Source organism: Propioniciclava sp. LT294, assembly GCF_059516005.1.
The window spans coordinates 358,792-383,761 of sequence record NZ_JCAKNG010000002.1; the positions used below are offsets into that span (position 1 = coordinate 358,792).

Here is a 24,970-nt window from a genome sequence, read left to right on the forward strand (position 1 = left end):
GAACTCATGTTCGATTCTAGGTCGTCGGGAGGGTGGGGACAACCCGCCCGTGTCAGGGAACCACGAGCACGAAGACCGCCGTCGCCACCAGCACCACCGCGGCGATGCCGAGGAGCAGCCACGTGCGCCACGCGGGACCTCGCCGGGCCCAGTGACCCGTCAGCCCGGCCAGCACCGGCGTCACGACGACCATCAGCACGGCACCGACCCACAGTGGGGGGAGGTGGAACCACAGCGGCGTCGACACCACGGAGGCGGCCAGCACCGCCCACCAGACCCACCCGAGCCCCACGAGCAGCATCGGCGCCAGCATCCCCACCACCAGCGATCCCATCCCGCCCAGGAGGAGCCAGCCGAGCCGACACTCCTCACCCGCGCACAGCGCGCCACTGACCAGGTTGGAGATGGTCCAGAGCAACCCGGCGGCGACACCGCCGAGTACCACCCCCAGGAACGAGTAGGCGATCCACTCCCCCCGCCCGGCACCGTCGCCGACCCGAAGCCGCGTCGTGCGCAGCGCGTCCGATCCCCCCATGCGAGCGAGCCTAGTGCCGTCCTGAACGCCGCTCGCCCCTGTCGCACGGGGCGACAGGGGCGAGCGTGCTTCGGGGACTACTTCTTCAGCAGCGAGCGCAGCACGTACTGCAGGATGCCGCCGTTGCGGTAGTAGTCGGCCTCTCCCGGCGTGTCGATACGGACGACGCCGTCGAACTCGACCTTCTCGCCGTTCACCTTGGTGGCCACCACACGGACCGTCTTCGGCGTGGTGCCCTCGTTGAGGGCCTCGATGCCGGTGAAGTCGTAGGTCTCGGTGCCGTCCAGGCCCAGCGAGTCGGCGCTCTGGCCGGCCGGGAACTGCAGCGGGAGGACGCCCATGCCGATGAGGTTGGAGCGGTGGATGCGCTCGTAGCTCTCGGCGATGACGACCTTCACGCCCAGCAGGGTCGTGCCCTTGGCCGCCCAGTCGCGGGAGGAACCGGAGCCGTACTCCTTGCCGGCCAGGACGACCAGCGGGATGCCCGCCTCCTGGTAGTCCATCGAGGCGTCGTAGACGAACTCGACGGGGCCGCCCTCCTTGGTGAAGTTGCGGGTGTAGCCGCCCTCGGTGCCCGGCGCGATCTGGTTGCGCAGGCGGACGTTGGCGAACGTGCCGCGGATCATCACCTCGTGGTTGCCGCGACGCGAGCCGAGGCTGTTGTAGTCGCGACGCTCCACGCCGTGGCCGGTCAGGTAGGCACCCGCGGGGGTGTCGGACTTGATCGAGCCGGCCGGGGAGATGTGGTCCGTGGTGATGGAGTCGCCGAGCTTCAGCAGCGCACGGGCGCCGGTGACGTCGGTGACGGCCTCGGGCTCGGCCGGCATGCCGTCGAAGTACGGCGCGCGGCGGATGTAGGTGGAAGCCTCGTCCCAGTCGAAGAGGTTGCCCTCGGGCGTCTCGAGGTTGGCCCAGCGCTCGTCTCCCTTGAAGACGTCGGCGTAGCGCCGGGCGAACATCTCGGCGCTGATCGAGGAGTTGATGACCTCGTCGATCTCGGCCTGGGTCGGCCAGATGTCCGCCATGTACACGTCGTTGCCCTGCTCGTCCTGACCCAGGGGGTCGTTCTCGAGGTCGATGTCCATGGTGCCGGCGAGGCCGTACACGATGACCAGCGGCGGGGACGCGAGGTAGTTCATCTTCACGTCGGGGCTGATGCGACCCTCGAAGTTGCGGTTGCCCGAGAGGACAGCCGTGACGGCGAGGTCGTGCTCGTTGACGGCCTTGGAGACCTCGGGGATGAGCGGGCCGGTGTTGCCGATGCAGGTCACGCAGCCGTAGCCGACCGTGTTGAAGCCGAGCGCGTCCAGGTACTGCTGCAGACCCGACTTCTCGTAGTAGTCGGTGACGACCTGCGACCCCGGGGCGACGGTGGTCTTGACCCACGGCTTGGGGCGCAGCCCCTTCTCGTAGGCCTTCTTGGCCACGAGGGCGGCGCCGAGCATGACCGACGGGTTGGACGTGTTGGTGCACGAGGTGATGGACGCCACGGTGACGGCGCCGTTCTTCAGCTCGAACTCGCGGCCGTCGGCCAGCGTGACCGGGATGGAGGCGGTCGGGTTGGACGAGTAGCTCGGCAGCGATGCGGCGAAGCTCTGCTTCGACTGGGACAGCGCGATGCGGTCCTGCGGACGCTTGGGGCCCGCGATGCTCGGCACGACCGTGGACAGGTCGAGCTCCATGTACTCCGAGTAGCGCGGCTCGCGGTCGTCGTCGTGCCACAGCCCCTGGGCCTGGGCGTAGGCCTCGACCAGCTCGATCTGATCCTCCGTGCGACCGGTCATGCGGAGGTAGTCCGTGGTCTTGGAGTCGATCGGGAAGACCGCGATGGTCGAGCCGAACTCCGGGGACATGTTGGCGATGGTGGCGCGGTTGGCCAGCGGCACCTGGGAGACGCCGGGGCCGTAGAACTCGACGAACTTGCCCACCACGCCGTGCTTGCGCAGCATGTCGGTGATCGTGAGGACGAGGTCGGTGGCGGTGACGCCGTCGTTGAGCTTGCCGGACAGCTTGAAGCCCACGACGCGCGGGATCAGCATGGAGATCGGCTGGCCGAGCATCGCCGCCTCGGCCTCGATGCCGCCCACACCCCAGCCGACGACTCCGAGGCCGTTGACCATGGTGGTGTGGGAGTCGGTGCCGACACAGGTGTCGGGGTAGGCCTGCAGGACGCCGTTGACCTCGCGCGGGAAGATCACGCGGGCGAGGTTCTCGATGTTGACCTGGTGGACGATGCCGGTGCCCGGGGGCACGACCTTGAACTCGTCGAAGGCGCCCTGCGCCCAGCGGAGCAGCTTGTAGCGCTCGTTGTTGCGCTGGTACTCGACGTCCACGTTGAGCTTGAGGGCGTCCGAACTGCCGAAGTACTCGGCGATGACGGAGTGGTCGATGACCAGCTCGGCCGGCGCCAGCGGGTTGATCGTCGCGGGGTCGCCGCCGAGGTCGGCCACGGCCTGGCGCATGGTGGCCAGGTCCACGACGCACGCCACGCCGGTGAAGTCCTGCATGATCACGCGAGCCGGCGTGAACTGGATCTCCTCGGACGGCTCCGAGTCGGCGACCCAGGCGCCCAGCTTCCTGATGTGGTCAGCGGTGATGTTGGCGCCGTCCTCGGTGCGCAGCAGGTTCTCCAGCAGCACCTTGAGGCTGTAGGGCAGCGAATCCGAGCCCTCGACGGCGTCGACGCGGAAGATTTCGTAGTCCTTGCCACCCGACTGCAGAGTGGCCTTGGCCCCGAAACTGTTGACGCTCATGCTTCTCCTGTTCGACGTTGTCCAGCAGATTATCTCGACATCGAGATACTACACCATGGTGGTCCACCATGTCTGGATGTCTCCAAGGGGAGCCTACGCCCCGAGCCGCTCCTCACGTGCGCGACGGCGTCCTTCGGCGTACAGCTCCTGCAGGTCGGGGTCGTCGCGCATCAGGTAGACCAGACCACAGTTGGCTGGACCATCGGCCCCCGGGAAACACAGGGAACACTTGTCCGCCGGACGCAGCGGGCACTTGGCCTCGATGTAGCGACTCACAGCAGCCTCCTCCTGGGGCCCATCGTAGGTCGGGGCCGTCCACGACCCCGGGCGGTTGGCGTCGTTTGCCGCTCAGTCGACGGGGTGGAGGATCGCCACGCACTCGATGTGGTGGGTCATGCCGAACAGGTCGAACGCCCGGATCGACACCGGCTCGTAGCCGAGCCCGGACGCCGTGGCCAGGTCACGGGCCAGCGCGGCCGGGTCGCACGCGACGTAGGCGACGGCGCGCGGACGCCGTGCGCACACGTCCTCCATCACCGTGCGTCCGGCACCCACCCGCGGTGGGTCGAGCACCACGAGGTCGACCGGCTCGCGCAGCCGGCGCAGCACCCTGTCCACCGAGCCGGCGTGGAAGGCCGCCTCCGGCACGTTGCGGCGCGCCAGTGCCACGGCGTCCTTCCCGCCCTCGACGCCGGTGACGCTGACGCCGGCGTCCACCAACGCACCGGAGAACAGGCCCACGCCGCAGTAGAGGTCGAGCGCCCGCTCCCCCGGCTGAGGGGCGACGCCGTCCAGCACCGCCGACACGAGCACGTCGGGGGCGTCGGGGTGGACCTGCCAGAAGCCGTCCGCGCGGACGCGCCAACGGCGTCCCGCCGCCTGCTCGCCCACGACGACGTCCTCGCCGGGCGCCACCCAGACGGGGCCGTCGGTCGTCACGGCGCCGATGAGGGTGTCCCCGTCGACGTCCCCGGGGTGGGCCAGGGACGGCGCGGCGATGAGGCAGCCCTGCTCGGGCAACGGGACGACGTCGTGCGAGCCCTTGGTTCGCAGGCCCCAGCCGCCCCCACCCCGGTGGTAGCGCATGCGGCGCCGCCAGCCGAGCCCATCGGGGTCGACGGACTCCACACCGCCGTCCCACGTGATCCCGGCCAGGCGGCGCAGTTGCTCGGCGACGACCTGCCGCTTGAGCTCGCGCTGGTGGGTGACCTCGATGTGCTGGAAGTCGCAGCCGCCACACGCCGCGGCGATCGGGCAGGGTGCGGCGACCCGGCTCGGGCTCGGTTCACGGACGGCGACGGCGTCCGCGAAACCGTGGCGCTTGGCCAGCCCGGTCACGACGACGTCGACCAACTCCCCCTCCAGCGCGTGCCGGACGAACAGCACCCGTCCGTCCACGCGGGCCACCCAGTGCCCTCCGTGGGCGATCGGCCCGATCCGGACGCCGTCGATGCGGTCCCCCACGGCCCAGTCACTCATGTGCTCACTCCTCGATCGACGCCCCCGAGTGCACGGTACCGGTGCCCGGGCGCCGCCACTCGGCGGTGTCGCTGCGCTCGGCCCGCTCGATGGCGAACCGCGAGGAGGCCAGCTGGTACGGCACGGCGGTGGTGATGACGCCCGGCAGGAACGCGAGGCGGGTCTTGATGAACAGGGCGGTCTGGTTGTGCAGGAGGCGTTCCCACCAGTGGCCCACCACGAGTTCGGGGATGTAGACCATCACCACTTCGCGGGGGTTGCCCGAGCGCATCTCACGCACGTGGTTCACGAACGGAGCGACGATCTCGCGGAACGGGGAGGCCAGCACGATGAGCGGGACGCCGGTCTCGAGTTCGTCCCACCCGGACCGGATCGCCCGGACGTGGTCCTCGTCGTCGGCGATCGTCACGGCCTCGATGCTGCTGGCACGGGTGGCGCGTGCGAAGTTCACCGCCCGCATGGCGGGTTTGTTCAGGTCCAGGAGCAGGATGACCGCCCGCACGCGGCTGGGCAGCGTGTGCGCCTCGTCCACGTCGAGCGAGGTCTCGCGCGTGACCTTGGCGTAGTGGCGGCGGATCGCCTTCATCCCGGCGAACACGGCCGCCATGGCGAGCACGGCCAAGTAGGCACCGTAGATGAACTTGCTGGCCAGCACGATGACGAGCACCGTCCCCGTGAAGGTCAGGCCCACGGCGTTGATCGCGCGGGACCGCTGCATGCGTCGGCGCGCGGCGGGATCGGTCTCGACCGCGAGGTGGCGGGTCCAGTGGCGCAACATGCCGAGTTGGCTGACGGTGAACGACACGAACACGCCCACCACGTAGAGCTGGATGAGCGCGGTCACGCTCGCGTTGAACGCCAGAACCAGACCGGCGGCGGCCATCGCCAGCAGGATGATGCCGTTGCTGTAGGCGAGGCGGTCGCCCCGGGTGTGGAGCGCGCGCGGCAGGTAGCCGTCGCGGGCGAGGATCGAGCCCAGCACCGGGAAGCCGTTGAAGGCCGTGTTCGCCGCCAGGAACAGGATGACCATCGTGGTGATGATGACGAACACGAACCCCGGCCGGAAGTCGTTGAACACGGTCATGGCCAGTTGCGCCATGACGGTCTCCTGGTGCTCGGTCACCTCGACGCCGCCGGAGGCGAACGTCACACCCGCGTGCTCATCCACCATCTTGGCCCCGGTCAGGTTGGCCAGGGCGATGATCCCACCGAGCATCGAGATCGCGACGATGCCCAGCAGTCCCAGGGTCGTGGCGGCGTTCTTCGACTTCGGCTCCCGGAACGCCGGGACGCCGTTGCTGATCGCCTCCACGCCGGTCAGCGCGGCCGAGCCGGACGAGAACGAGCGCGCCAGCAGGGCGACGAGCGCGAAACCCTCCAGTTGCGAGTAGAAGGGGTCACCGATCACGTCGTACCCCGCGGTGGGCGCCCGGAGCGGCTCGCCCAGCACCAGGATGCGCACCAGGCCGAACCCGATCATCCCGAGCACGGCGAACATGAAGGCATAGGTGGGGATCGCGAACACGGTCCCCGACTCACGCACACCGCGCAGGTTGATGGCCATCAGCACCAGGATGAGCAGGGCGGCGACGGTCCCCTCGTGCCCGATGAAGATCGGGAAGAGGGCCTTGGCGTTCTGGACGCCCGAGCTCACCGACACGGCCACGGTCAGGATGTAGTCGACCAACAGGGCGGACGCCACCGTCAGGCCGGCGGTCGGGCCGAGGTTGGCGGTCGCGACCTCGTAGTCGCCCCCGCCGGAGGGGTAGGCATGCACGGTCTGTCGATAGGACAACACGACGACGAACATGACCAGGGCCACCGCGAGGGCGATCGGCCAGGAGAAGACGAAGCCGGCCACACCGGCAAGGCTCAGGGTCAGGAGGATCTCGTCGGGGGCGTAGGCGACCGACGAGAGGGCGTCGGAGGCGAACACCGGCAGGGCGATGCGTTTGGGAAGGAGGGTCTCCCCCAGTTGGTTGCTCGCGAGCTTGCGACCAACGAGGAGCCGCTTGACGGCGTCCGTGAGATTCACGTGGGTAGACTCTAGACCTGCTGCGACAACATGCCGTGCCCGGTTGCCAAAGGGCTCCTGGCCGAGGAGGATCTCCGCGTGCACATCGTCATCATGGGCTGCGGCCGGGTGGGTTCCTCGCTAGCGCGGGCACTCGAGCGACGGGGCCACTCCGTCGCGGTCATCGACCAGGACGCGGACGCGTTCCGGCGCCTGGGTCCGGACTTCCACGGCCAGACCGTGAAGGGCATCGGCTTCGACCGTCGGGTCCTGGTCGCGGCCGGCATCAGGCACGCCGACGGCTTCGCCGCTGTGTCGTCCGGTGACAACTCCAACATCCTCTCGGCACGGGTCGTCCGCGAGACCTACGGCATCCACAACGTCGTCGCGCGCATCTACGACCAGGGCCGCGCCGAGATCTACGAGCGTCTCGGCATCCCGTCCGTGGCGACCGTCCGGTGGGCCTCCGACCAAGTGTTGCGCCGCCTCCTGCCGGAGGGATCCGAGCCGCAGTGGCGCGACCCGTCCGGTCAGGTGCGCCTGATCCAGGTCGCCGCCGACGACGCCTGGGTCGGGCTGCGCATCACGGCCTTGGAGGCCGCCATCCGCGCCCGCGTCCCGTTCCTGTCACGCTTCGGTCAGGGCCTGGTCCCGACGGAGTCCACCATCCTGCAGGACGGCGACATGCTGTACATCGCCGCCGCGAACGAGGACGTGCCCCGCATCGAGGGCCTGCTCGCCCAACCGCCCGCCAAGATCTGAAAGGCCGACCCATGCGTGTCGCCATCGCCGGGGCCGGCAACGTCGGCCGTTCCATCGCCCGTGAGTTGATCGCCAACGGCCACAAGATCCTCCTCATCGACCGGGACCCGGGTGCGATCAAGCCCGACAGCGTCCCGGGTGCCGAATGGTTGCTGGCGGACGCCTGCGAGGTCGACTCCCTCGAGGAGGCCCGCATGGACCGCTACGACGTGGCCATCGCGGCCACCGGGGACGACAAGGTGAACCTCGTCCACAGCCTGTTGGCCAAGACGGAGTTCGCGGTGCCCCGCACGGTCGCCCGTGTCAACCACCCGAGCAACGAGTGGATGTTCGACGACGTCTGGGGCGTGGACGTCGCGGTGTCCACCCCGCGCCTGATGTGCGCGCTGGTCGAGGAGGCCGTCACCGTCGGCGACCTCGTCCGGCTCTTCTCCTTCCGCGGCGGCAAGACCAACCTCGTCGAGATGCGCCTGCCGGGTGAGAGCCCGATCGTCGGACGTCGTGTCGGCGACCTCCGCTTCGCCGGGGACGCGGTGCTGGTGGCGATCATCCGCGACGGGGTGGCGAATGCACCCCAGCCGGACGCCGCCCTCGAGGGTGACGACGAGTTGCTCTTCGTCGTCAACCCGGACGCCGAACTCCTGCTCGCGGACTACCTGGCTCCGGGCGTCCAACGGGAACGGGTCGCGAACGAGGACGATGTGGAGGCCGAGAGGGTCGGTTGATCAGAGCAGCTCGTAGTGCGGGTTGTAGATGCGCCGCACGCCGTCGGCGATGGAGATCCGCCCACGGACGAGCAACTCGCGCCCGGCCTGGATACCGGGGATCTCGTGGCGCCCCATCCAGATGAGCGTCACCTTCCCGGTGCCGTCGGAGAGGTCCGCCTCCAGCCACGGGGTGTCCTGGCGGGGGCGGATGGTCAGCGTGTCGATCGTGCCGCGGAGCACCACACGGCACCGGTCGGTGCAGTCACCGATCGCGTCGCAGCCGTAGTCCTCGGCCAACCGCTGCCGGTCGGCCGAGGCCAGTTCGTCATTGGAGCGCAGCAGCCCGCGCATCCGGTCGAGCCAGGACATGGCGGCGGCTCAGTCCTGGGCCGTCCCGCTCGGCATGGCCAGGTGGATCAGCTCGCCCGGGACGCGCGGGTGCTCGTCCCGCTTGACCACGACGTTGCGGAAGAACTCGACGAACACGTCCGCGGGCGCGTTCTCGCCCTCGACCATGCCCGCACGCCCCATCAGGGTGCCGCGCAGGAGCCAGCGCGGCCCCTCGACGAGCCAGATGCGGGACACGTGGAAGAGTTGCTCACCCTCGGGGCCCTCCATGGGCAGCACACGCTGCACCTCGGGGCCGAACGGACCGTCCGCCACGCCGGCGTGGCCGCCGGCCTGGGTGGCCTCCTCGATGGTCTCCTCGCGGAGTTCCGCAGCCAGGCCCTCCGTGCGGGGCGCGGCGAAGAGCGCGAGTTCGAGGCCCGAATCCTCGTAGGCGGCCAGCAGGGCGTGCACGGCCCCGCTCTCGGGGTCGCCGTGCAGTTGAAGCCCGAGACCGTCGAACGGCGTGATGATGAGCGGTCCGAACTCGACGCGCTCGATGTCGTCGGCGCTCAGGTCCACCTCGTCGATGTCGAACGGACCGTCAGCACGCGGGTCGGACGCAGCGCTCGCGGCGGACTCGCCCTCCTCCTCGACGGTGTCGCCCGGAGCACCGACCTCGTCGTCCAGGTCATCAGGGGCGGGTCCGTCGTCGAGGAAGTCCTCATCGACGGCCTCGATCTCGACGGCGTCCTCGCTGTTGTCGCGAGCCTTTCGCCCAAAGATCACTGGTTCCTACCTCCGCCTTCCCCCGAGGGGATCGTCTCGTCAGCCCATCCGGCGATGCCGCCGGTGGATCCATGGCCTCCGGTGCCGCGCGCGCCGGCGGGCAGTGTGTCGACCTCGGCAAAGGCTGCCGACCCGACGCGTTGGAAGACTAGCTGCGCGATCAAGTCACCCCGTCGCAGTATCACGGTTCGGTGCATGTCCGTGTTCAGCAGGCAGACCAGCACCTCGCCGCGATATCCGGCGTCGACGGTGCCGGGGGCGTTCACGATGGTCAATCCCTCGCGGGCGGCCAGCCCCGAGCGGGGGTGCACGAAGCACGCCCAACCGTCCGGCACGGCGAGGGCGATGCCGGTCCGGACGAGCCTGCGCTCCCCCGGTGCGAGTTCCACGTCCTCGGCGGTGGCCACGTCGGCTCCCGCGTCCCCCTCGTGCGCGTAACGCGGGAGCGGGACGCCGGCGTCCAGCCTCCGCACCGCGACGTGGACGCGCTCCGCCCCGGTCACGCGCCCACCTCGGCCCTGCGGCGCCTGATCGCGGCGGCCAGCTGGGCGGGACGGCGACTGCCGATCAGCCAGTAGGGGTGGGGATCGGCCGGGTCGTTCACGGCCACGACCACCGATTCGTCGAGCCAGGCTCGCTGGATGACGAAGGCCCGCGCGTCGGCGTCCACGCCGAGGCGCGCGCGGGTGGCGTCGGCGTCCAGCACCTCGACCTCGCCGACGTAGGGCCACTCCAGGACGGACGGCCCGACCCGGAGCCCGTGGGCCTCCACGGCGACGTCGGTGCGGCCCGCCCAGGACAGGGCCACGGTGACCATCGCCGTCACGACGAGTGCGCCCCCGACCGCGACCCAGGGGCCGTACCAGAAGCCGACCGCGACGACGGTCGAGACCCCGAAGACGATGGCCAGCAACCAGTACCAGGCCGGGGCGGTGAGGCGTTCGTGATAGTCCACCCATCCAACCTAGCGGCCGACGGGATGGGCCCTAGGATGAGGTCCATGGACATGTCCCAGAAGATCGTGTGGAACGGCTACTCCACGCTCGTGGGCGCCGTGGCCGCCATCGTGACCAAGAAGGCCGTCGACGGCGCCTGGAGCTTCGTGACGGGCGAGGAGCCGCCGGAGCCGAACGACCCCGACACGCCCACCTCGCACGCCGCGATCTGGGTGCTGGCGATGGCTCTGGGTGTCGGCCTGTCCCAGATCCTCATCAACCGGTTCGCGGCGCGTCGATTCGAGCACTTCGTCGGTGGACGAGGCGCCCTGCGTCACGTCAACCTGCGCTTCTGATCCCGACTGCGTCGGCTGCGCTCAGGCGCAGTCGACGCAGTAGATGAGGCCGTCCTTCTCCTCGGCAGCCTGCGCGCGGTGCTTCACCAGGAAGCAGCTGGCACACGTGAACTCGTCGGCCTGCCGCGGCAGGACGCGAACGGTCAGCTCCTCGTGGGACAGGTCCGCACCCGGCAACTCGAAGGACTCGGCCGCCTCGACCTCGTCCTCATCGACCTTGCCCGAGTTCTTGTCGTTGCGACGGCTCTTGAGCTCCTCAATGGAGTCCTCGTTCTCCTCGTCGTTCTTGCGAGGGGCGTCGTAATCAGTCGCCATGATGCCTTTCAGAGGGATGGTGCACCCGCGGCATCTGCCGGGGCGCAGACGCACATATATCACACGCGTCAAGACCACCCAACAAGTCTCGGCAACAACGCGGCGCGGTTGGCATCCCCCCGGAGGGCCTCCGCATCGGTGCGGGCGGGGTAGGTTACGCTGCGACAACGAACGTTGACCCGGGAGTTGAAGATGGAGAGTGCCCTCAGACCGCGCGACATCCAAGCGCGGATCCGCGCTGGGGCGTCCCCCGAGGAAGTCGCGCAGGCTGCAGGCGTCCCCCTCGAGCGCATCGGCGCCTTCGCTGCTCCGGTGATCGCCGAGCGTGACTACATCGCCGGCCTCGCCCGCACCAACCCGGTCCGACGGCGGGGCGAGACGACCTCGCACCGCACCCTTCGCAACGCCGTGATCGACTCGCTCGCGGCCCGCGGTGTGGACGCCGACGCCGCCGACTGGGACGCCTGGAAGCTCGAGGACCGCCGCTGGCAGGTCCGCGTCGGGTTCGAGGTGGACGGTGAGCGCCGCGAGGGCCTGTTCGTCTTCGATCCCATGGGTCGTTTCTCGGTGTCGGCCAACGACGAGGCGCGCACGCTCATCGGCGACGACGTCGTGGACCAGCTGGCCCTGGTCCGCGCGACGCAGGATCCGGTGGTGGAGGACGAGGCGGCGGAGGTCGAGGAGCCGCGTCCCAACGATGACGACGCCTTCGACGCCGAGGACGCGTTCCACGAGGGCGACCTGACCGAGGTGGACGGGGTCTACGACATCGTCCCCCCGGAGCGCGGCGACATGGACGTCCTCTACGACATGCTCTCCAGCTTCGACGAGGACTCGGTGAAGATCTACGCCGGGCTGGTCCACCCGAAGGAGGCGACCCCCGAGCCGGACTCCCCCGTGGTGGTCGAGGTCGTCGAGCGGTCCGTGAACCTGGCCGCCGTGTCGTCCGAGTCCCACCTCGAGGATGACGGGGACGAACCGGTCGACGACGAGGCGGAGGAGTCCCTCGCGTCCGCCGCGGACGAGGACATGACCGGACTGGTCCCGCGCGTGGAGCCGATCCGCCCACCTGTCCAGGAGGAGCAGGCCGGGGCCGGCCCGGTCGCTCCGGGGCCCGCCCTCGACGAGCCCGAGCAACTGTCGCTGATCGACGACCTCGAGGAGCCCACCCCCAGGCCGAAGCCGCGGACCCGACGCAAGCGTGCCTCCGTGCCCAGCTGGGACGAGATCATGTTCGGCGCGCCGCACCCGACCAAGCCCAGCGAGTGAGTCACCGGCCGGTGTGACGCCTCACTCGGCGAACGGGAGCGGCTCGGGCGTGAGGTCCACGCCCCGCCCCACGGAGGGCTGCTGCGCGCGGTGGTGGGCGCGGCACAGCACCTCGTAGGAGACCTCGCCGGCGCCACCGCCGTCGGTGTCCCCCACCGCGATCTGCTCGCCCTCGACCACCATCACGCCGTCGACGAGACGGGCATTGTGGGTGGCGGGCTCACCGCACCAGCAGCGCGGCCGCGCCTGCAGGAGTTCGATCCGGTCAGCCAGTTCCACCAGCCGCCGCGAGCCGGGGAACAACTCCGTACGGAAATCCGTCAGGATGCCGAAGCACGAGACGTCGATGCCCAGCTCGTCCACGATCCGCGTCAGGTCCTCGATCTGCCGGGCGGTGTAGAACTGCGCCTCGTCACCGATGAGGTAGTCGACGCGGTGTCCCGCCGTCAGTTCGGCGGTCACGGCTGCCCAGAAGTCGAACTCCGGGTCGACCTCGATCGCGCTGGCCACCAATCCGATGCGCGAGCTGATGCGCGCCTCCCCGCCGCGGTCCTGGCTGGTGAACCGCAACCCGCGGCGTCCGGCCGAGGCGTTGGTGTAGTCGACCTGCAGGGCGAGGGTGGACTTGCCGCAGTTCATCGGCCCCGTGAAGTAGGTGAGGGTCGCCATCAGCCGACCAGGACCGGGACGCGCATCTCGAACTCGGTCAGCGAGCCGTGCATGCCGACCAGGCCGAACTCCTTGGGTTGGGTTCTCGTCATGATCGCCCAGTCGTCGCGACACACCGCGAGCACGTCGCCGTAGCGATCGGCCATCCGGCGGTCGACCGGGCCGAACCAACCCGACGCGACCGCCTCCTCACGCGTCACCACCAACGCCCGTTCCCCCAGCACCGAGCGCCAGCGCTTGGCGACGGCGTTCACGTGGCGGGGCTGGCAGTACAGCTGCCGGAAGCGTCCCTCCCCGGCGAGCAGGGTGAGATCGTCGGTGAGACCGGGGATGTCCTCGGCGATGACCCAGCGATCCACGGGCGAATCGATCATGCCGTGGTCGCCGGTGACCAGGAGCCTCACGTCGCCGGGCAGCGCGGCGCGGAGGTCACGGGCGAACCCGTCGATGCGCCGCAGCGCCTCCCGCCAGTGCTCGGTCTGCCAGCCCATGCCGTGGCCGGTGTGGTCCAAGGACCGCTCGTAGAGGTAGACGAGCGCCTTGTCCCCGGTCCTGGCGCCGTCGACGGTCCAGTCGATCCGGGACGGCAGGTCGTCCTCGTCCGGGACCGGCTGGAAGCGCGCGCCGCGGAGCGCGGCCTCGGTGAGGCCGGTGCCGGCGAACCGTGCCGGGCTGACGGACGTGATCGAGACGCCCTGGCGCACCAGTCGCTCGAAGGCGGTCAGGCGGGGCTGGACGTCCAGGGCGGACAGTCCCGGCGCCCAGGTCAGCGCGTTGAGGTAGCCACCTTCGACAGGGTTCCGGAAGGCGTAGCCGACCATCCCGTGCTGGCCGGGTGCCAGCCCGGTGCCCAGGGACGTGATGCTCGTCGCGGTGGTGCTGGGGACGCCGGACGTCACGGTCGTCGAGGCATCGCCGCCCACCAGCGACATCAGGAAGGGCGCCTCCTCGGCGGCCGCGGCGAGGTTCAGCGCGCCGAGGCCGTCCACGAGCATGATGACCCAACGATCGGACGCCGGCAGGGCCAGCGCGTCCGCCCACCCGTCGACGCCCATCGAGGTGGCCAGCGACCCGACCACGTCGGCCAGGGTGGACTCCCCGTACACGGGGACGAGGGGAGCCTCCACGCTCAGACCGCCACCCGCTGGAGTCGTCCGGCGAAGCGGACGAGGTTGGCCACCGCGGCCTCGCCATCGGCGGCGGCACTGATGCGCACCGTGAGGTCGTCGGCGACGTCCTGGACAGTCCAACCGTGCTCGGCGTCGCAGTTCGGGTCCCCACAGCTGGCCGGCTCGACCTCCTGGCGGCGAACGGCGCCCCAGTTCACGACGAGCCACGTCTCGGTGGCGCCGTGGCGTCCACGCCCGAACTTCTCGGGGTGGGCGGCCACCTGCGTCAGGGCGACCGAGCGGATGTGTCGCAGGCCGACCGTCTCCACGGTGGTCAACGCCTGTTGCACGTGGGGGTGCTCACCGTCGTCGGTGTGGGCGGCGATGAATCGGGTGGGCGTCAGCACCAGCACCGTGACGTGCCGATGGAGTTCGGTCGCGTTGAAGGTGGCCTCGTGGTGGACGAGGGCGTCGACGACCTCCTCATCCCCGATGGCCTGTGCGACGGTCGTCGCCACGAAGTCCGGGAAGTAGCCCGATGCCACGATGGCATCACGCAGTTCGGTCGGAAGGGCGGTCATTCCATCATTCTCCCATGGCCCGGGCGCTCCCCGAAAACCATTACGGTGATCCCCATGAGCAATCGGCCGTTCATCGCCGCACGCCTCGAGTTCTTCCTCGACAAGCGCCTCGAGCAGGTGTTCCGTGCCCTCGGCTGGCGAGAACGCGTCATCCCGTACACCGCGTACGGCAACGACCGGTTCGTCCGCGTGCTCGGCCGCATCGTCCTGTCCCCCGCGTTCGCCGACACCCACCTCGGGCGGGTGACCGAGCAGTTCCTGAACCGCCGCGGCTGGCGCAACTTCATCACCGCGCCCTGCGTCCACGCCCGCTACACCATCAGGATCGGTGACGCCCGGGTCACCGGCACCACGGACCGCGGCGGGTACATCGACCACCGGGTCCGGGACCACCGGCTCGGGCCGGGCTGGCAGACCGGATCGGTGGCGTCCGCTGTGTCGGAGGAGCAGCCCTTCCACGCCCAGGTGGTCCCGCGCGAGGCCACCTTCGGCCTGGTCTCCGACATCGACGACACGATCCTGTCCACGATGCTCCCCCGTCCGCTGATCGCGGCGTGGAACTCGTTCTTCCGCACCGAGGCCGCCCGGCAGGCCATCCCGGGCATGGCCCTGTTCTACGACGACGTCCTGGCACGGCACCCGGGTGCGGCCGTCATGTACCTGTCCACGGGCGCGTGGAACACCCACGGCTTCCTCAAGCGATTCATGCGTCGCCACCGCTACCCCGAGGGAGCCATGCTCCTCACCGACTGGGGCCCCACCAACACAGGGTGGTTCCGGTCCGGCCAGGAGCACAAGCGCCACGCGTTGCTGCAACTGAGCGTCGACTTCCCGGACATCCAGTGGTTGCTGGTGGGTGACGACGGCCAGCACGACCTCGGCATCTACAGCGAGTTCGCCACGGCCAACCCCGACAGGGTCGTGGCCATCGCCATCCGCGAGCTGACTCCCGCCGAGCAGATCCTGGCCCACGGCACGACCGAGCCGCTCACGAGCGCAGAGCCGCTCCCCCGCGACATCCCCGTGTTCAAGGCACCCGACGGGCGGGGACTGCGTCGGATCACGCGGGAGTTCCTCGCGCTGAGCTGATGCAGCGGGTCGCAGGGCCCCCGCGCCCGGGGCCGCCCGCACCCACTCCGGAGTGGCACCCACGGCGCCCGGTCGCGGTTGGGCACAATGGCGGGTGGCACAGAGCGGAAGAGGGAGCACGTGGTAGCGAAGCCGCCGGTTGACGAGGACGTGATCGAGAAGATCACCGACATCGACGTCACCGAGGAGATGGAGACGAGCTTCCTCGAGTACGCCTACTCGGTGATCTATGCGCGCGCCATTCCCGACGCCAGGGACGGGCTGAAACCCGTCCAGCGTCGCATCCTGTACTCGATGGACGACATGGGCCTGCGCCCCGACCGGGGCCACGTCAAGTGCGCCCGCGTCGTCGGCGACGTCATGGGCAAGTTGCACCCCCACGGTGACTCCGCGATCTACGACGCGCTCGTCCGCCTGGGCCAGGGCTGGGCCATGCGCCTGCCCGTCGTCGACGGCCACGGCAACTTCGGCTCGCTGGACGCCGGCCCCGCCGCGATGCGGTACACCGAGTGCCGCATGGCCCCGGCCGCGCTGGCCATGACCGACGAGATCGACCAGGACACCGTCGACTTCAAGCCCAACTACGACGGCAAGATGACCGAGCCGGTCGTGCTGCCCGCGTCCTTCCCGAACCTGTTGGTGAACGGGTCGACGGGGATCGCCGTCGGCATGGCGACCAACATCCCGCCCCACAACCTCGTCGAATGCGTGCAGGCCATCAAGCACCTGCTCAGGCACCCCGAGGCGCCGGTCGAGGAGCTCATGCGCTTCGTCCCGGGGCCCGACCTGCCCACCGGCGGCAAGATCGTCGGGCTGGAGGGCATCGCCGACGCCTACACGAACGGACGCGGTACGTTCAGGATCCGCGCGACCGCCCGGATCGAACAGACGAGCCCGCGCCGCAAGGGCATCGTCATCACCGAACTGCCCTACATGGTCGGTCCGGAGCGCATCATGGAGCAGGTGTCGGCGCTGGTCCGGAACAAGAAGATCACCGGCATCGCCGACATGAAGGACCTCACGGACCTCACCAACGGCCTGCGCCTGGTGATCGAGGTCAAGAACGGCATCAACCCCGACGCCATGCTGGAGCAGCTCTACAAGGCGACCAAGCTCGAGGACTCCTTCGGCATCAACATGGTCGCTCTCGTCGACGGCCAGCCGCAGACGCTCACGCTGCGCGACGCCCTCGTGGTGTACACCGACCACCGCCTCGACGTCACCCTGCGCCGGACGCGCTTCCAGTACAAGAAGGCCGCCGACCGACTCCACCTCGTCCGGGGCATGCTGCTCGCGATCGTCGACATCGACGACGTCATCGCCATCATCCGCGGCTCCGACGACGTTCCCCAGGCGCGCGCCAAGCTGATGGAGGCCTTCGAGCTCGACGAGATCCAGGCCAACTACATCCTGGAACTCCAGCTGCGGCGCCTGACCAAGTTCAGCCGGATCGAGTTGGAGAAGGAGCGCGACGATCTCGAGAAGCGCCTCGAGGACCTCTCCCTGATCATCGACAACGATGAGGAGCTGCGCGCCCTCGTGGCCCGCGAGCTCGACGAGGTCGCCCGGGTGCACGGCACGCCTCGGCGCACCGTCCTGCTGGCGGGCGGAGGGGCCACCGTGACCGCGGCGAAGGCCACCCCGCTGGAGATCGCCGACGACCCCTGCTGGGTGATGCTGTCCTCGACCGGGCTGCTGGCCCGAGCCGACACCTCGCTGCCCATGCCCACGTCCGGACGCCGCGCTCAACACGACCTCATCACCTCGGCCATCCGGACGACCGCTCGCGGCGAGTACGGCGTCCTCACCTCGCACGGGCGCGTGGTCCGGGCCCAGGCGATCGAGCTCCCCTCGATCGCCATCACGGCGGACGCCCCCACCCTGCAGGGCGGCACCCTCGCGACCGAGCTCATCGACCTCGACAAGGGCGAACGGATCCTGGCCCTGACGACCCTGTCGGACGACACCTTCGGGTGGGCGTTCGGTACCCGGCGGGGCGTCGTCAAGCGGACCAACCCCGAGCTCCTCGGCAAGGACTCGTGGGAGGTGATCCGCCTCGAAGCGGGCGACGAGGTCGTCGGCGCGGTCGAGTTGACGGACGACTCGGGCGAACTCTGCTTCATCTCCTCGGACGCCCAGCTGCTCCACTTCCCCGCCGACACGGTGCGCCCGCAGGGCCGCGCGGGGGGCGGCGTGGCCGGCATGAAGCTCACCGAGGGTGCCTCCGTGGTCTTCTTCGGGCACGTCCGGGACGGTGACGCCACGGTGGTGACCGTCTCGGGAACCGGTGCGGGCCTGCCCGGCACCGAGGCCGGTGCGGCGAAGGTGACGCCGTTCAGCGAGTACCCCGGCAAGGGCCGCGCCACCGGCGGCGTGCGCTGCCACCGGTTCCTGAAGGGCGAGACGACGCTGCTGACCGCCTACGCGGGCCCCGATCCCGTGATCGGGGCTGCCCCCAGCGGTGCGCCGATGGAGTTCACCAGCGTCCATGAGGGGCGACGCGACGGCTCCGGCACGCCACTGACCCAGCCGCTCGGGGCTGCCGGGAGTCGCACCCACGGCGCCCCGTCGGGCCCTTCGGCGGCGTCCCAGGCCGCCGCGGGGGTCGACGAGACCCCCGGCGAGGAAGCGGCCGGTGAGGCCGAGGGCGACGGAACCCTCTTCTAGGACGCCATGGACACCGTCACCCTGCTCGGCCGCCTCACCGAGGTTGCGGCGCTGCGGACGGCGTCGGCACTGATCGCCGACCCGGAGCACACCCTCGAGGTGTGGGTGGGCTCGGACGGCCGCTGGGTGGTCCGGTCCTGGGCGACCGAGTGGTCCTTCGGTCCGGACGGTCTGACCTGCTGGGAGGTCGTCCCGGCCGGCGGGGCGGCGAAGGTACCCCACGGGCGTCCGCCTGGCTGGGTCCACCCGGTGGTGGGCCTCCTGTGGCCGGCCCTGCTGCCCATCTGGGGTCGGGAGTCGGACCTCTACCGTCCCGTCGGCATCATCGACGGCATGGCCGGGCCTGCCCAAGTGGTGCTGGGCCCGTCCAGGACGCAGGGACATGTCGGCACCCTGCACGTGGACGCGCGGCGGTGGCTGTGCACCGCGCTCGAACTGCCCGGGCAGTCCTGGACCCTCACGGAGTACCTGCCCGGGTGAGCCTGCCGACTCAGACCTCCTGGTGGATCAGGCCCGTGTCGACGTCGTAGATGAAGCCACCGACGGCGGCGAACGGACCGACGAGGGGATGCGCACGGATCGCCTCGACGTCCTTGGTCAGGTTGCCCACCTGGTCGGGGTCCACACCGAACTCGAAGTCGCCGACGGGGACGCCCGCGAGCTCCTCGATGGCGGCCTTCATCTGCTCCTCGGTCATCGAAGCTGCGGCGCACTTGGTGTGCGGCACGATCAGGATGCGGTCGACGTTCAACTTGTGCACGCCCATCACCATGGCGGCCAGGGCGGCGTCCGTCAGGCGTGCGCCGGCCGTGCGGAGGATCTTGGCCTCACCGATCATGAGGCCGACCATCTCCAAGGGCTCGATGCGACTGTCCATGCAGGTCAGCATCAGGATGCCCCGGTGGGCGATGCCATCGAACTCGCGCGGCGCCGAGCGGGCGTAGCGCTGGTTGGCTGCGATCAGGTCGTTGAAGGTGTCATCCACGAGGCCAGACGTTACTGCAGTGGACACCCTCGTCCGCAACCGGGTGTCCAAGGTCGGGGACCATGCCTCAGCGCTGCTCCCCCGGGAAGAATGCGACGAAGGCCGAAACCAGTTCATCGGAGACCCCCGGAGCGTCGGCGGCCACGGCGTTCGCCCCCCGGATCTCGTTCCTCAGTCGCGCCATCTCGGCGTCGAGCTCAGCGGCCGTGTCCGCCGCCGCACGCAACTCCCGGCGCAGCGCCTCGGGAACCTCGCGCTCGTACTTGTAGTAGATCTTGTGCTCCAGCGACGCCCAGAAGTCCTGGGCGATCGTCCGGAACTGCAACTCGACCGGAACCTGGATCGTCTCCTCGGACAGGAACACCGGAACCGCGACGATCGCGTGCAGCGACCGGTACCCGGAGGCCTTCGGCCGGGAGATGTAGTCCTTCAGCTCGAGCAGTGTGAGGTCGGCCTGCGAGCAGAGCATCCGCTGGACCATGAAGACGTCGGCCTCGAAGCTGCACACGACGCGAACACCCGCGATGTCGTGGACCTCGGCCCGCAGCACGTCGAGGTCGGGCACCAGGCCGCGGCGGCGCACCTTCGCGATGATGCTCTCGGGGGTCTTCAGGCGGCTCGTGACGTGCTCGATGGGGCTGTAGCGTTGGATGTGCTGCAGCTCCTGCCGCAGGATCGAGATCTTCGTCTCGACCTCCTGGATCGCGAACCGGTACGCCATCAGGAACCGAGCGGCGTCCGTCCGAACCCTCGCGAAACGTTCGAGCACGTCTCGGGCATCGACCTCGGCCATGCTTCGATCCTAGGAGGTGCCCGGGGCTCAGGCGTCGATGCGCTCCATGCTGAGGGCGTAGGCGCCCTCGACGATGAACTCCTTGCGCGGCGCGACCTCGTTGCCCATCAGCTTCTCGAACGTGGCCACCGCCTGTTCGAGTGACTCGCCCTCCTCGACCGTGATGCGCCGCAGCTGGCGGTGCCGCGGATCCATCGTGGTCTCCTTGAGCTGGTCCGCATCCATCTCGCCGAGGCCCTTGTAGCGCTGCGGCTCCTTGAACCCGACGTTGCGCTTGGTCAGCTCGGCCAGCTTCCGCTGGTACTCGGCCTCGGAGTAGGTGTAGATGTACTTCTCCTGACCACGCTTGGGGTTGGTCAACTCGAAGCGGTGCAGCGGCGGGACGGCTGTGTAGACCCGGCCCGCCTCGATCATCGGCCGCATGTAGGTGAAGAACAGGGTGGTCAGCAGGGTGCGGATGTGGGCGCCGTCCGAGTCGGCGTCCGCCATGAAGATGATCTTGCCGTACCGCGACTGGTCGGGGTCGCAGGTGCGCCCCGAGCCCGCGCCGACGACCTGCAGGATCGCGGCGCACTCGGCGTTCTTGAGCATGTCCGCGACCGACGCCTTCTGGACGTTCAGGATCTTGCCGCGGATCGGCAGCAGCGCCTGGAACTCCGAGTTTCGGGCCAGCTTGGCGGTCCCCATGGCCGAGTCGCCCTCGACGATGAACAGTTCGGTGCGCTCCGTGTCGGCGCTGCGGCAGTCGGCCAACTTCGGGGGTAGCGAGCTGGACTCCAGCGCGTTCTTGCGGCGCTGGTTCTCCTTGTGGGTGCGTGCGGCGACGCGGGTGCGCGAGGCCCCGACCGCCTTCTCCAGCACAGCGCGGGCCATCGGCCGCAGGTTCTGCTTGGTCGTGGTGAGGAACTCCAGCAGTTCCTGTTCAACGATGCGGGTGACCAGCCGGGTGACCGGCGGGGTGCCCAGCACCTCCTTGGTCTGGCCCTCGAACTGCGGCTCCGCGAGCCGCACCGTGACCACCGCGGTGAGGCCCTCGAGGATGTCCTCCTTGATGACCTCCTCCCCGGCCTTGAGCAGGCCGCGCGTGCCCTCGAAGGCCTTGCCGAAGGCGCGTACGAGCCCCCGCTCGAAGCCTTGGACGTGGGTGCCGCCCTTGGGTGTGGCGATGATGTTCACGAACGACACGACCTTGCTGTCGTAGGCGTTGCCCCAGCGCAGCGCGATGTCGACGTCCAGGTCGCGCTCGACATCGGTCGGCGTCATGGCGCCGGCGGCGTCCAGCATCGGGACCGTCTCGGTGAACTTGTCGCTGCCCTGGAGGCGCAGGACGTCGGTGATCGGCTCCCCCTCGGACAGGTAGTCGGCGAACTCGGAGATGCCGCCCTCGTGGAGGTGCACGTCGACGTGCTCGTCACCGGCGATGCGCCGGTCGTCGACGGTGATGCGGAGCCCCGGCACCAGGAACGAGGTCTGACGCGCGCGGGCGGCCAGTTGGGTGCCGGACAGCTTCGCGTCCTTCAGGAAGATCTGGCGGTCGGGCCAGTAACGCGTCCGCGAGCCGGTCCGGGCCCGGGCCACCTTGCCGACCTTGCGCAGCGAGTTGTCGGGGGTGAAGTTCGCGTCCGGACCGGGCCCGTCGAAGACGCCGGGGACGCCGCGCCGGAAGGACATCGCCCAAGTGGCGCCGTTGCGATCCACCTCCACGTCCATCCGGCTGCTCAGGGCGTTGACGACCGAGGCACCGACACCGTGCAGGCCACCGGTGGCGTTGTAGGAGCCGCCGCCGAACTTGCCGCCGGCGTGCAGCTTGGTGTGGATGACCTCGACACCCGACAGGCCGGTGCGCGGCTCGATGTCGACCGGCATGCCGCGCGCCTCGTCGCGCACCTCGACCGAGCCGTCCGCGTGGAGGATGACCATGATGTGCTTGCCGTGGCCCGCCAACGCCTCGTCCACTGAGTTGTCGATGATCTCCCACATGCAGTGCATGAGGCCACGCGTGTCGGTGGAACCGATGTACATGGCGGGACGCTTGCGGACAGCCTCGAGGCCCTCGAGGACGAGCAGGTGGCGCGCCTCGTAGTCACGGCTGTCGGTCTTCGGCTTCGCGGGTGTCTTGGCACTGCTGGAGGTCACCTCCGCAGACTACCCGCGGCCACCGGTGGTTCCCGGCACCGACTCGTGGACGGGGCCGAGTGGCGAGGCAAACCAGCGAGTCGCCCACCGTGCTTGTCTTCCTCGGGTAACGTCGAAGCAGGGGAACAAACCGGTCAACTGCCGCGTTGGAACAGGTGCCCCGAGCCGACAGGAAGGAAAACGGCCCATGAGCACAACGGTGATGGAATCCCTGAACGCTGCGGACCGCTGCGATCGTTGCGGTGCGCAGGCGTACTTCCGGGTCACCCTCAATTCCGGCGGCGAGCTTCTGTTCTGTGCCCACCATGGGCGCGCGCACTCCGACAAGCTCAAGCAGGTCGCCCTGAACATCCAGGACGAGACGGCCCGTCTCTCCTGACCCGCGAGCCACCCACCGCGGCCCCGACAGATCCTGTCGGGGCCGCGGTGCGTCTTCGCCCTCACGGACACGCCACCGGGGCGGCTCAGACCAGCGCCTCGAGCGTGTCGATCCGGGTCTGCGTGTCGTACGCGGTGGTCAACACCATCAACTCCTGGACCTGGCAGGCCGCGACGAGGGCGTCCAGGCGCGCACGCACGTCCTCGGCGGTCCCGACGATCTTGGTGCCGGAGAAATCCACCCCACCCATCGCCGCGATCCGCCGGGCGGATTCGTCGGGGGACGGCAGAGGCTCGCGGGTGTCACGCCTGATGTTGAGCCACTGGATCGTCGAGGGGCCGGCGAGGTGGGCGGCCTCCTGCCCCGTCGCGCCCACCAGGACGGAGGTGGCCAGCATCGCGTGCGGAGCGGCGAGCGTCTCGCTGGGTTCGAACGCGGAGCGGTACAGCCCGAAGACGGCGGCCGGGTCGAGCCCGCCGAAGTGACCCGCGTAGGCGTAGCGGATGCCCAGCCTGGCCGCCAACCGCGCCGAGTAGTCCGACGAGCCGAGCAGCCAGATCTCGGGGTAGCCGGACGCCGCGGGTGTCGCCGTGAGCGTCATGCCCATCCCGACCCGGACACCGTGCGGGCTCAGCCACGCCGACACGAGTTGGACGTGCTCGACGAAGTCCTCGTGTCCCAGGCCCTCCTGGGAACGGCGGAGCGCCCAAGCGGTGACCTGGTCGGCACCCGGGGCCCGGCCGATGCCGAGGTCGATGCGGCCGGGGTACAGCGCCTCCAACGCCGCGAACTGCTCGGCCACGACGTAGGGCGAGTGGTTCGGCAGCATCACACCGCCCGATCCGACGCGGATGCGCTCCGTCCGGGCCGCCACCGAGGAGATGATCACGGGCGGCGTCGTCGCCGCGACCGAGGGCATGTTGTGGTGCTCGGCGATCCAGAACCGGTGGGCCCCCAGCCTGTCCGCGGCCTGGGCGAACTCCATCGTGGCCGCGAAGGCGTCCCTGCTGGACCATCCCTGGCGGACGGTCGCGAGGTCGAGGACGGAGACGGGCACGGAAACCATGCCCCGACCGTACCCGTCCCCGGGACCTGGTCGCTGGCAGGATGGGGCCATGGCGACCATCACCTGCGTGCTCGGCGACATCACCCGGGAGACCACGGACGCGATCGTGAACGCGGCCAACTCCTCGCTGCTGGGCGGGGGCGGCGTGGACGGGGCGATCCACCGTGCGGCCGGCCCGCAACTCCTGGCCGCCTGCCGCGAACTCCGCGCGACGGCCCTGCCGGACGGCCTGCCCGTCGGGGATGCCGTCGCGACGCCCGGGTTCGACCTGCCCGCTCGCTGGGTGATCCACACGGTCGGTCCCAACCGGCACGCCGGTGAGACCGATCCAGCGCTCCTGGCGTCCTGCTTCACCCGGTCGCTGGACGTGGCCACCGACGTCGGGGCGCGGACGATCAGCTTCCCGGCCGTGAGCGCGGGGGTCTACGGCTGGCAACCCGACGAGGTGGCGCGTGTCGCCCTCGAGGCCGTGCGGGCCCACCCGGCGCCCGCGATCGACGAGATCAGGTTCGTGCTGTTCTCCGATCGCCTGCTGGGCGCGTTCGAGGCGGCCGTGCGTGGCTGAAACCCTGCGGGTCGGGCACGTCTTCGGCGTGACGCTCACCAAGTGGATCGGTCGTTGGGAGGCGCGGTTCCCCGAGATCGCGCTGGAGGTCACCGAAGTCGCGGATGCCGCCCAGCGCCGGGTGCTGGACGAGGGCACGGTGGACGCCTGCTTCGTCCGGCTGCCGATCGACCACGAGGGGCTGCACGTGGTCCCGCTGTACACGGAGGTCACCGTGGCGTGGGCGGCCAAGGACCACGGGATCGCGCTCTACGACGAACTCACCCTCGCCGACCTCGAGGGCGAGCAGACGTGGACCGAGGTCACTGACGCCACGCTGCTGGAGGCCGTCTTCGGCGACGGGGTGTTCGTCGTGCCCATGTCGGTGGCCCGCTCGCACGGCCGACGCGATTTCGTGGTCGTCCCGATCACGGACGCCCCCACCACCCAGATCGCCCTGGCCTGGCCCGTGGCGTCCGATTCGGAGACCATGCAGGAGTTCGTGGGGATCGTCCGAGGGCGGACGGTGAACAGTTCCCGCTCGGCGACTCCGCCGAAGCCGCGCCCGGCGCGCCAGCCCGCGCGTGAGACCAAGCGCCCGCCGCGCGCAGGTCGTCCCCCGAGACGGCGTTGAGGCGACGTCGCCGTCAGTCGAGGTGGTTGCGCATGGGAGACCGCTGAACTCCATGCATTCCCGTTTGCACGCGGCAC

General features: G+C 69.8%; 27 protein-coding genes. 10 read left to right on the forward strand and 17 right to left on the reverse strand.

From position 1 onward, the window contains the following. Positions 1 to 52: 52 nt before the first annotated feature. The 5 genes from AC5YDA_RS04305 to AC5YDA_RS04325 form a co-directional block, all read right to left on the reverse strand. The gene (locus tag AC5YDA_RS04305; RefSeq protein WP_496188587.1) at positions 53 to 535 is read right to left on the reverse strand and encodes a hypothetical protein; all 483 of its coding nucleotides are present in this window, start codon (positions 533 to 535) and stop codon (positions 53 to 55) included. Between the two features lie 77 nt (positions 536 to 612). Beyond that, the gene (acnA, locus tag AC5YDA_RS04310) at positions 613 to 3,288 is read right to left on the reverse strand and encodes an aconitate hydratase AcnA (protein ID WP_496188586.1); all 2,676 of its coding nucleotides are present in this window, start codon (positions 3,286 to 3,288) and stop codon (positions 613 to 615) included. Positions 3,289 to 3,381: 93 nt separating this feature from the next. Beyond that, entirely contained in the window at positions 3,382 to 3,564 is a 183-nt protein-coding gene (locus AC5YDA_RS04315; protein ID WP_496188585.1) for a DUF6767 domain-containing protein, read from the reverse strand. Positions 3,565 to 3,636: 72 nt separating this feature from the next. Then, positions 3,637 to 4,767: a class I SAM-dependent RNA methyltransferase gene (locus AC5YDA_RS04320; RefSeq protein WP_496188584.1), complete on the reverse strand. Its 1,131-nt coding sequence runs from the start codon at positions 4,765 to 4,767 to the stop codon at positions 3,637 to 3,639. A gap of 4 nt (positions 4,768 to 4,771) precedes the next feature. Then, complete coding sequence (locus AC5YDA_RS04325; protein ID WP_496188583.1) at positions 4,772 to 6,802, reverse strand: APC family permease; 2,031 nt, start codon at positions 6,800 to 6,802, stop codon at positions 4,772 to 4,774. A 30-nt stretch (positions 6,803 to 6,832) separates the two neighbouring features. Between AC5YDA_RS04325 and AC5YDA_RS04330 the strand changes: the two genes are divergently transcribed. Together AC5YDA_RS04330 and AC5YDA_RS04335 are read left to right on the forward strand one after the other, a co-directional pair. Continuing rightward, the gene (locus tag AC5YDA_RS04330) at positions 6,833 to 7,543 is read left to right on the forward strand and encodes a potassium channel family protein (RefSeq protein ID WP_496192771.1); all 711 of its coding nucleotides are present in this window, start codon (positions 6,833 to 6,835) and stop codon (positions 7,541 to 7,543) included. Between the two features lie 11 nt (positions 7,544 to 7,554). Then, the gene (locus AC5YDA_RS04335; protein ID WP_496188582.1) at positions 7,555 to 8,268 is read left to right on the forward strand and encodes a potassium channel family protein; all 714 of its coding nucleotides are present in this window, start codon (positions 7,555 to 7,557) and stop codon (positions 8,266 to 8,268) included. On the opposite strand, the gene AC5YDA_RS04340 is transcribed toward AC5YDA_RS04335, so the two are convergent. From AC5YDA_RS04340 to AC5YDA_RS04355, 4 genes are read right to left on the reverse strand one after another with little or no spacing between them, the layout of a single operon-like run. After that, positions 8,269 to 8,619, reverse strand: a complete 351-nt coding sequence (locus AC5YDA_RS04340) for an OB-fold nucleic acid binding domain-containing protein (RefSeq protein ID WP_496188581.1) — start codon at positions 8,617 to 8,619, stop codon at positions 8,269 to 8,271. A gap of 9 nt (positions 8,620 to 8,628) precedes the next feature. Continuing rightward, the gene (locus AC5YDA_RS04345; RefSeq protein ID WP_496188580.1) at positions 8,629 to 9,366 is read right to left on the reverse strand and encodes a DUF3710 domain-containing protein; all 738 of its coding nucleotides are present in this window, start codon (positions 9,364 to 9,366) and stop codon (positions 8,629 to 8,631) included. Continuing rightward, the gene (gene dut, locus AC5YDA_RS04350; protein WP_496188579.1) at positions 9,363 to 9,869 is read right to left on the reverse strand and encodes a dUTP diphosphatase; all 507 of its coding nucleotides are present in this window, start codon (positions 9,867 to 9,869) and stop codon (positions 9,363 to 9,365) included. Before dut ends, AC5YDA_RS04345 begins: the two co-directional genes overlap by 4 nt. After that, positions 9,866 to 10,321 carry a DUF3093 domain-containing protein gene (locus tag AC5YDA_RS04355; RefSeq protein WP_496188578.1) on the reverse strand — a complete coding sequence of 152 codons (456 nt, stop codon included), beginning with the start codon at positions 10,319 to 10,321 and terminating at the stop codon, positions 9,866 to 9,868. The genes dut and AC5YDA_RS04355 overlap by 4 nt, the downstream gene beginning before the upstream one ends. Before the next feature lie 45 nt (positions 10,322 to 10,366). Here AC5YDA_RS04355 and AC5YDA_RS04360 point away from each other — a divergent pair, with 45 nt between their 5' ends. Beyond that, the gene (locus AC5YDA_RS04360) at positions 10,367 to 10,657 is read left to right on the forward strand and encodes a DUF4235 domain-containing protein (protein ID WP_496188577.1); all 291 of its coding nucleotides are present in this window, start codon (positions 10,367 to 10,369) and stop codon (positions 10,655 to 10,657) included. Between the two features lie 21 nt (positions 10,658 to 10,678). Here AC5YDA_RS04360 and AC5YDA_RS04365 read toward each other — a convergent pair whose 3' ends face one another. Next, positions 10,679 to 10,972 (reverse strand): DUF4193 domain-containing protein, encoded by a 294-nt coding sequence (locus tag AC5YDA_RS04365; RefSeq protein ID WP_496188576.1) that lies wholly within the window; start codon positions 10,970 to 10,972, stop codon positions 10,679 to 10,681. Between the two features lie 174 nt (positions 10,973 to 11,146). Here AC5YDA_RS04365 and sepH point away from each other — a divergent pair, with 174 nt between their 5' ends. Next, positions 11,147 to 12,241, forward strand: a complete 1,095-nt coding sequence (sepH, locus tag AC5YDA_RS04370; RefSeq protein ID WP_496188575.1) for a septation protein SepH — start codon at positions 11,147 to 11,149, stop codon at positions 12,239 to 12,241. A 21-nt stretch (positions 12,242 to 12,262) separates the two neighbouring features. Here the strand turns inward: sepH and AC5YDA_RS04375 are convergent, their stop codons facing one another. Genes AC5YDA_RS04375 through AC5YDA_RS04385 form a run of 3 tightly spaced genes read right to left on the reverse strand, consistent with a single transcriptional unit; the run spans position 12,263 to position 14,600 of the window. Then, positions 12,263 to 12,910 (reverse strand): thymidine kinase, encoded by a 648-nt coding sequence (locus AC5YDA_RS04375; protein ID WP_496188574.1) that lies wholly within the window; start codon positions 12,908 to 12,910, stop codon positions 12,263 to 12,265. Continuing rightward, on the reverse strand, positions 12,910 to 14,037 hold the full coding sequence (locus AC5YDA_RS04380) for an alkaline phosphatase family protein (protein WP_496188573.1): 1,128 nt from the start codon (positions 14,035 to 14,037) through the stop codon (positions 12,910 to 12,912). Before AC5YDA_RS04380 ends, AC5YDA_RS04375 begins: the two co-directional genes overlap by 1 nt. Before the next feature lie 2 nt (positions 14,038 to 14,039). Beyond that, a complete protein-coding gene (locus tag AC5YDA_RS04385; RefSeq protein ID WP_496188572.1) occupies positions 14,040 to 14,600 on the reverse strand; it encodes a DUF5998 family protein in 561 nt (186 codons plus the stop codon). A 54-nt stretch (positions 14,601 to 14,654) separates the two neighbouring features. On the opposite strand from AC5YDA_RS04385, the gene AC5YDA_RS04390 reads away from it, so the two are divergent. The 3 genes from AC5YDA_RS04390 to AC5YDA_RS04400 all read left to right on the forward strand — a co-directional run bounded on the left by AC5YDA_RS04390 (position 14,655) and on the right by AC5YDA_RS04400 (position 18,836). After that, a complete protein-coding gene (locus tag AC5YDA_RS04390; protein ID WP_496188571.1) occupies positions 14,655 to 15,689 on the forward strand; it encodes an App1 family protein phosphatidate phosphatase in 1,035 nt (344 codons plus the stop codon). An 87-nt stretch (positions 15,690 to 15,776) separates the two neighbouring features. Next, positions 15,777 to 18,356, forward strand: coding sequence for a DNA gyrase/topoisomerase IV subunit A (locus AC5YDA_RS04395; RefSeq protein WP_496192772.1), 2,580 nt, complete (start codon positions 15,777 to 15,779; stop codon positions 18,354 to 18,356). 6 nt (positions 18,357 to 18,362) lie between these two features. After that, complete coding sequence (locus AC5YDA_RS04400; RefSeq protein WP_496188569.1) at positions 18,363 to 18,836, forward strand: hypothetical protein; 474 nt, start codon at positions 18,363 to 18,365, stop codon at positions 18,834 to 18,836. Between the two features lie 10 nt (positions 18,837 to 18,846). On the opposite strand, the gene AC5YDA_RS04405 is transcribed toward AC5YDA_RS04400, so the two are convergent. The 3 genes from AC5YDA_RS04405 to AC5YDA_RS04415 form a co-directional block, all read right to left on the reverse strand. Then, entirely contained in the window at positions 18,847 to 19,341 is a 495-nt protein-coding gene (locus tag AC5YDA_RS04405) for a beta-class carbonic anhydrase (protein ID WP_496188568.1), read from the reverse strand. A 67-nt stretch (positions 19,342 to 19,408) separates the two neighbouring features. Beyond that, positions 19,409 to 20,134 (reverse strand): GTP pyrophosphokinase, encoded by a 726-nt coding sequence (locus tag AC5YDA_RS04410; RefSeq protein ID WP_496188567.1) that lies wholly within the window; start codon positions 20,132 to 20,134, stop codon positions 19,409 to 19,411. Positions 20,135 to 20,161: 27 nt separating this feature from the next. Beyond that, the gene (locus AC5YDA_RS04415) at positions 20,162 to 22,270 is read right to left on the reverse strand and encodes a DNA gyrase/topoisomerase IV subunit B (protein WP_496188566.1); all 2,109 of its coding nucleotides are present in this window, start codon (positions 22,268 to 22,270) and stop codon (positions 20,162 to 20,164) included. A gap of 187 nt (positions 22,271 to 22,457) precedes the next feature. Between AC5YDA_RS04415 and AC5YDA_RS04420 the strand changes: the two genes are divergently transcribed. After that, positions 22,458 to 22,649 (forward strand): DUF7455 domain-containing protein, encoded by a 192-nt coding sequence (locus AC5YDA_RS04420; RefSeq protein ID WP_496188565.1) that lies wholly within the window; start codon positions 22,458 to 22,460, stop codon positions 22,647 to 22,649. An 85-nt stretch (positions 22,650 to 22,734) separates the two neighbouring features. On the opposite strand, the gene AC5YDA_RS04425 is transcribed toward AC5YDA_RS04420, so the two are convergent. Then, entirely contained in the window at positions 22,735 to 23,715 is a 981-nt protein-coding gene (locus AC5YDA_RS04425) for an LLM class flavin-dependent oxidoreductase (protein WP_496189435.1), read from the reverse strand. Positions 23,716 to 23,764: 49 nt separating this feature from the next. On the opposite strand from AC5YDA_RS04425, the gene AC5YDA_RS04430 reads away from it, so the two are divergent. Both AC5YDA_RS04430 and AC5YDA_RS04435 read left to right on the forward strand, forming a co-directional pair. Beyond that, positions 23,765 to 24,280 carry an O-acetyl-ADP-ribose deacetylase gene (locus AC5YDA_RS04430; RefSeq protein ID WP_496189436.1) on the forward strand — a complete coding sequence of 172 codons (516 nt, stop codon included), beginning with the start codon at positions 23,765 to 23,767 and terminating at the stop codon, positions 24,278 to 24,280. Beyond that, complete coding sequence (locus AC5YDA_RS04435; protein WP_496189437.1) at positions 24,273 to 24,893, forward strand: LysR family transcriptional regulator substrate-binding protein; 621 nt, start codon at positions 24,273 to 24,275, stop codon at positions 24,891 to 24,893. Before AC5YDA_RS04430 ends, AC5YDA_RS04435 begins: the two co-directional genes overlap by 8 nt. Positions 24,894 to 24,970: the final 77 nt, after the last annotated feature.

Bases quoted from the DNA above. Each gene is read 5' to 3' on its own strand.
- AC5YDA_RS04305 (WP_496188587.1), bottom strand. From the start codon at position 535: ATGGGGGGATCGGACGCGCTGCGCACGACGCGGCTTCGGGTCGGCGAC.
- acnA (WP_496188586.1), bottom strand. From the start codon at position 3,288: ATGAGCGTCAACAGTTTCGGGGCCAAGGCCACTCTGCAGTCGGGTGGC.
- AC5YDA_RS04320 (WP_496188584.1), bottom strand. From the start codon at position 4,767: ATGAGTGACTGGGCCGTGGGGGACCGCATCGACGGCGTCCGGATCGGG.
- AC5YDA_RS04330 (WP_496192771.1), top strand. From the start codon at position 6,833: ATGCCGTGCCCGGTTGCCAAAGGGCTCCTGGCCGAGGAGGATCTCCGC.
- AC5YDA_RS04335 (WP_496188582.1), top strand. From the start codon at position 7,555: ATGCGTGTCGCCATCGCCGGGGCCGGCAACGTCGGCCGTTCCATCGCC.
- AC5YDA_RS04340 (WP_496188581.1), bottom strand. From the start codon at position 8,619: ATGTCCTGGCTCGACCGGATGCGCGGGCTGCTGCGCTCCAATGACGAA.
- AC5YDA_RS04360 (WP_496188577.1), top strand. From the start codon at position 10,367: ATGGACATGTCCCAGAAGATCGTGTGGAACGGCTACTCCACGCTCGTG.
- AC5YDA_RS04365 (WP_496188576.1), bottom strand. From the start codon at position 10,972: ATGGCGACTGATTACGACGCCCCTCGCAAGAACGACGAGGAGAACGAG.
- AC5YDA_RS04375 (WP_496188574.1), bottom strand. From the start codon at position 12,910: ATGGCGACCCTCACCTACTTCACGGGGCCGATGAACTGCGGCAAGTCC.
- AC5YDA_RS04385 (WP_496188572.1), bottom strand. From the start codon at position 14,600: ATGACCGCCCTTCCGACCGAACTGCGTGATGCCATCGTGGCATCGGGC.
- AC5YDA_RS04390 (WP_496188571.1), top strand. From the start codon at position 14,655: ATGAGCAATCGGCCGTTCATCGCCGCACGCCTCGAGTTCTTCCTCGAC.
- AC5YDA_RS04395 (WP_496192772.1), top strand. From the start codon at position 15,777: ATGGCGGGTGGCACAGAGCGGAAGAGGGAGCACGTGGTAGCGAAGCCG.
- AC5YDA_RS04400 (WP_496188569.1), top strand. From the start codon at position 18,363: ATGGACACCGTCACCCTGCTCGGCCGCCTCACCGAGGTTGCGGCGCTG.
- AC5YDA_RS04410 (WP_496188567.1), bottom strand. From the start codon at position 20,134: ATGGCCGAGGTCGATGCCCGAGACGTGCTCGAACGTTTCGCGAGGGTT.
- AC5YDA_RS04420 (WP_496188565.1), top strand. From the start codon at position 22,458: ATGAGCACAACGGTGATGGAATCCCTGAACGCTGCGGACCGCTGCGAT.
- AC5YDA_RS04425 (WP_496189435.1), bottom strand. From the start codon at position 23,715: ATGGTTTCCGTGCCCGTCTCCGTCCTCGACCTCGCGACCGTCCGCCAG.
- AC5YDA_RS04430 (WP_496189436.1), top strand. From the start codon at position 23,765: ATGGCGACCATCACCTGCGTGCTCGGCGACATCACCCGGGAGACCACG.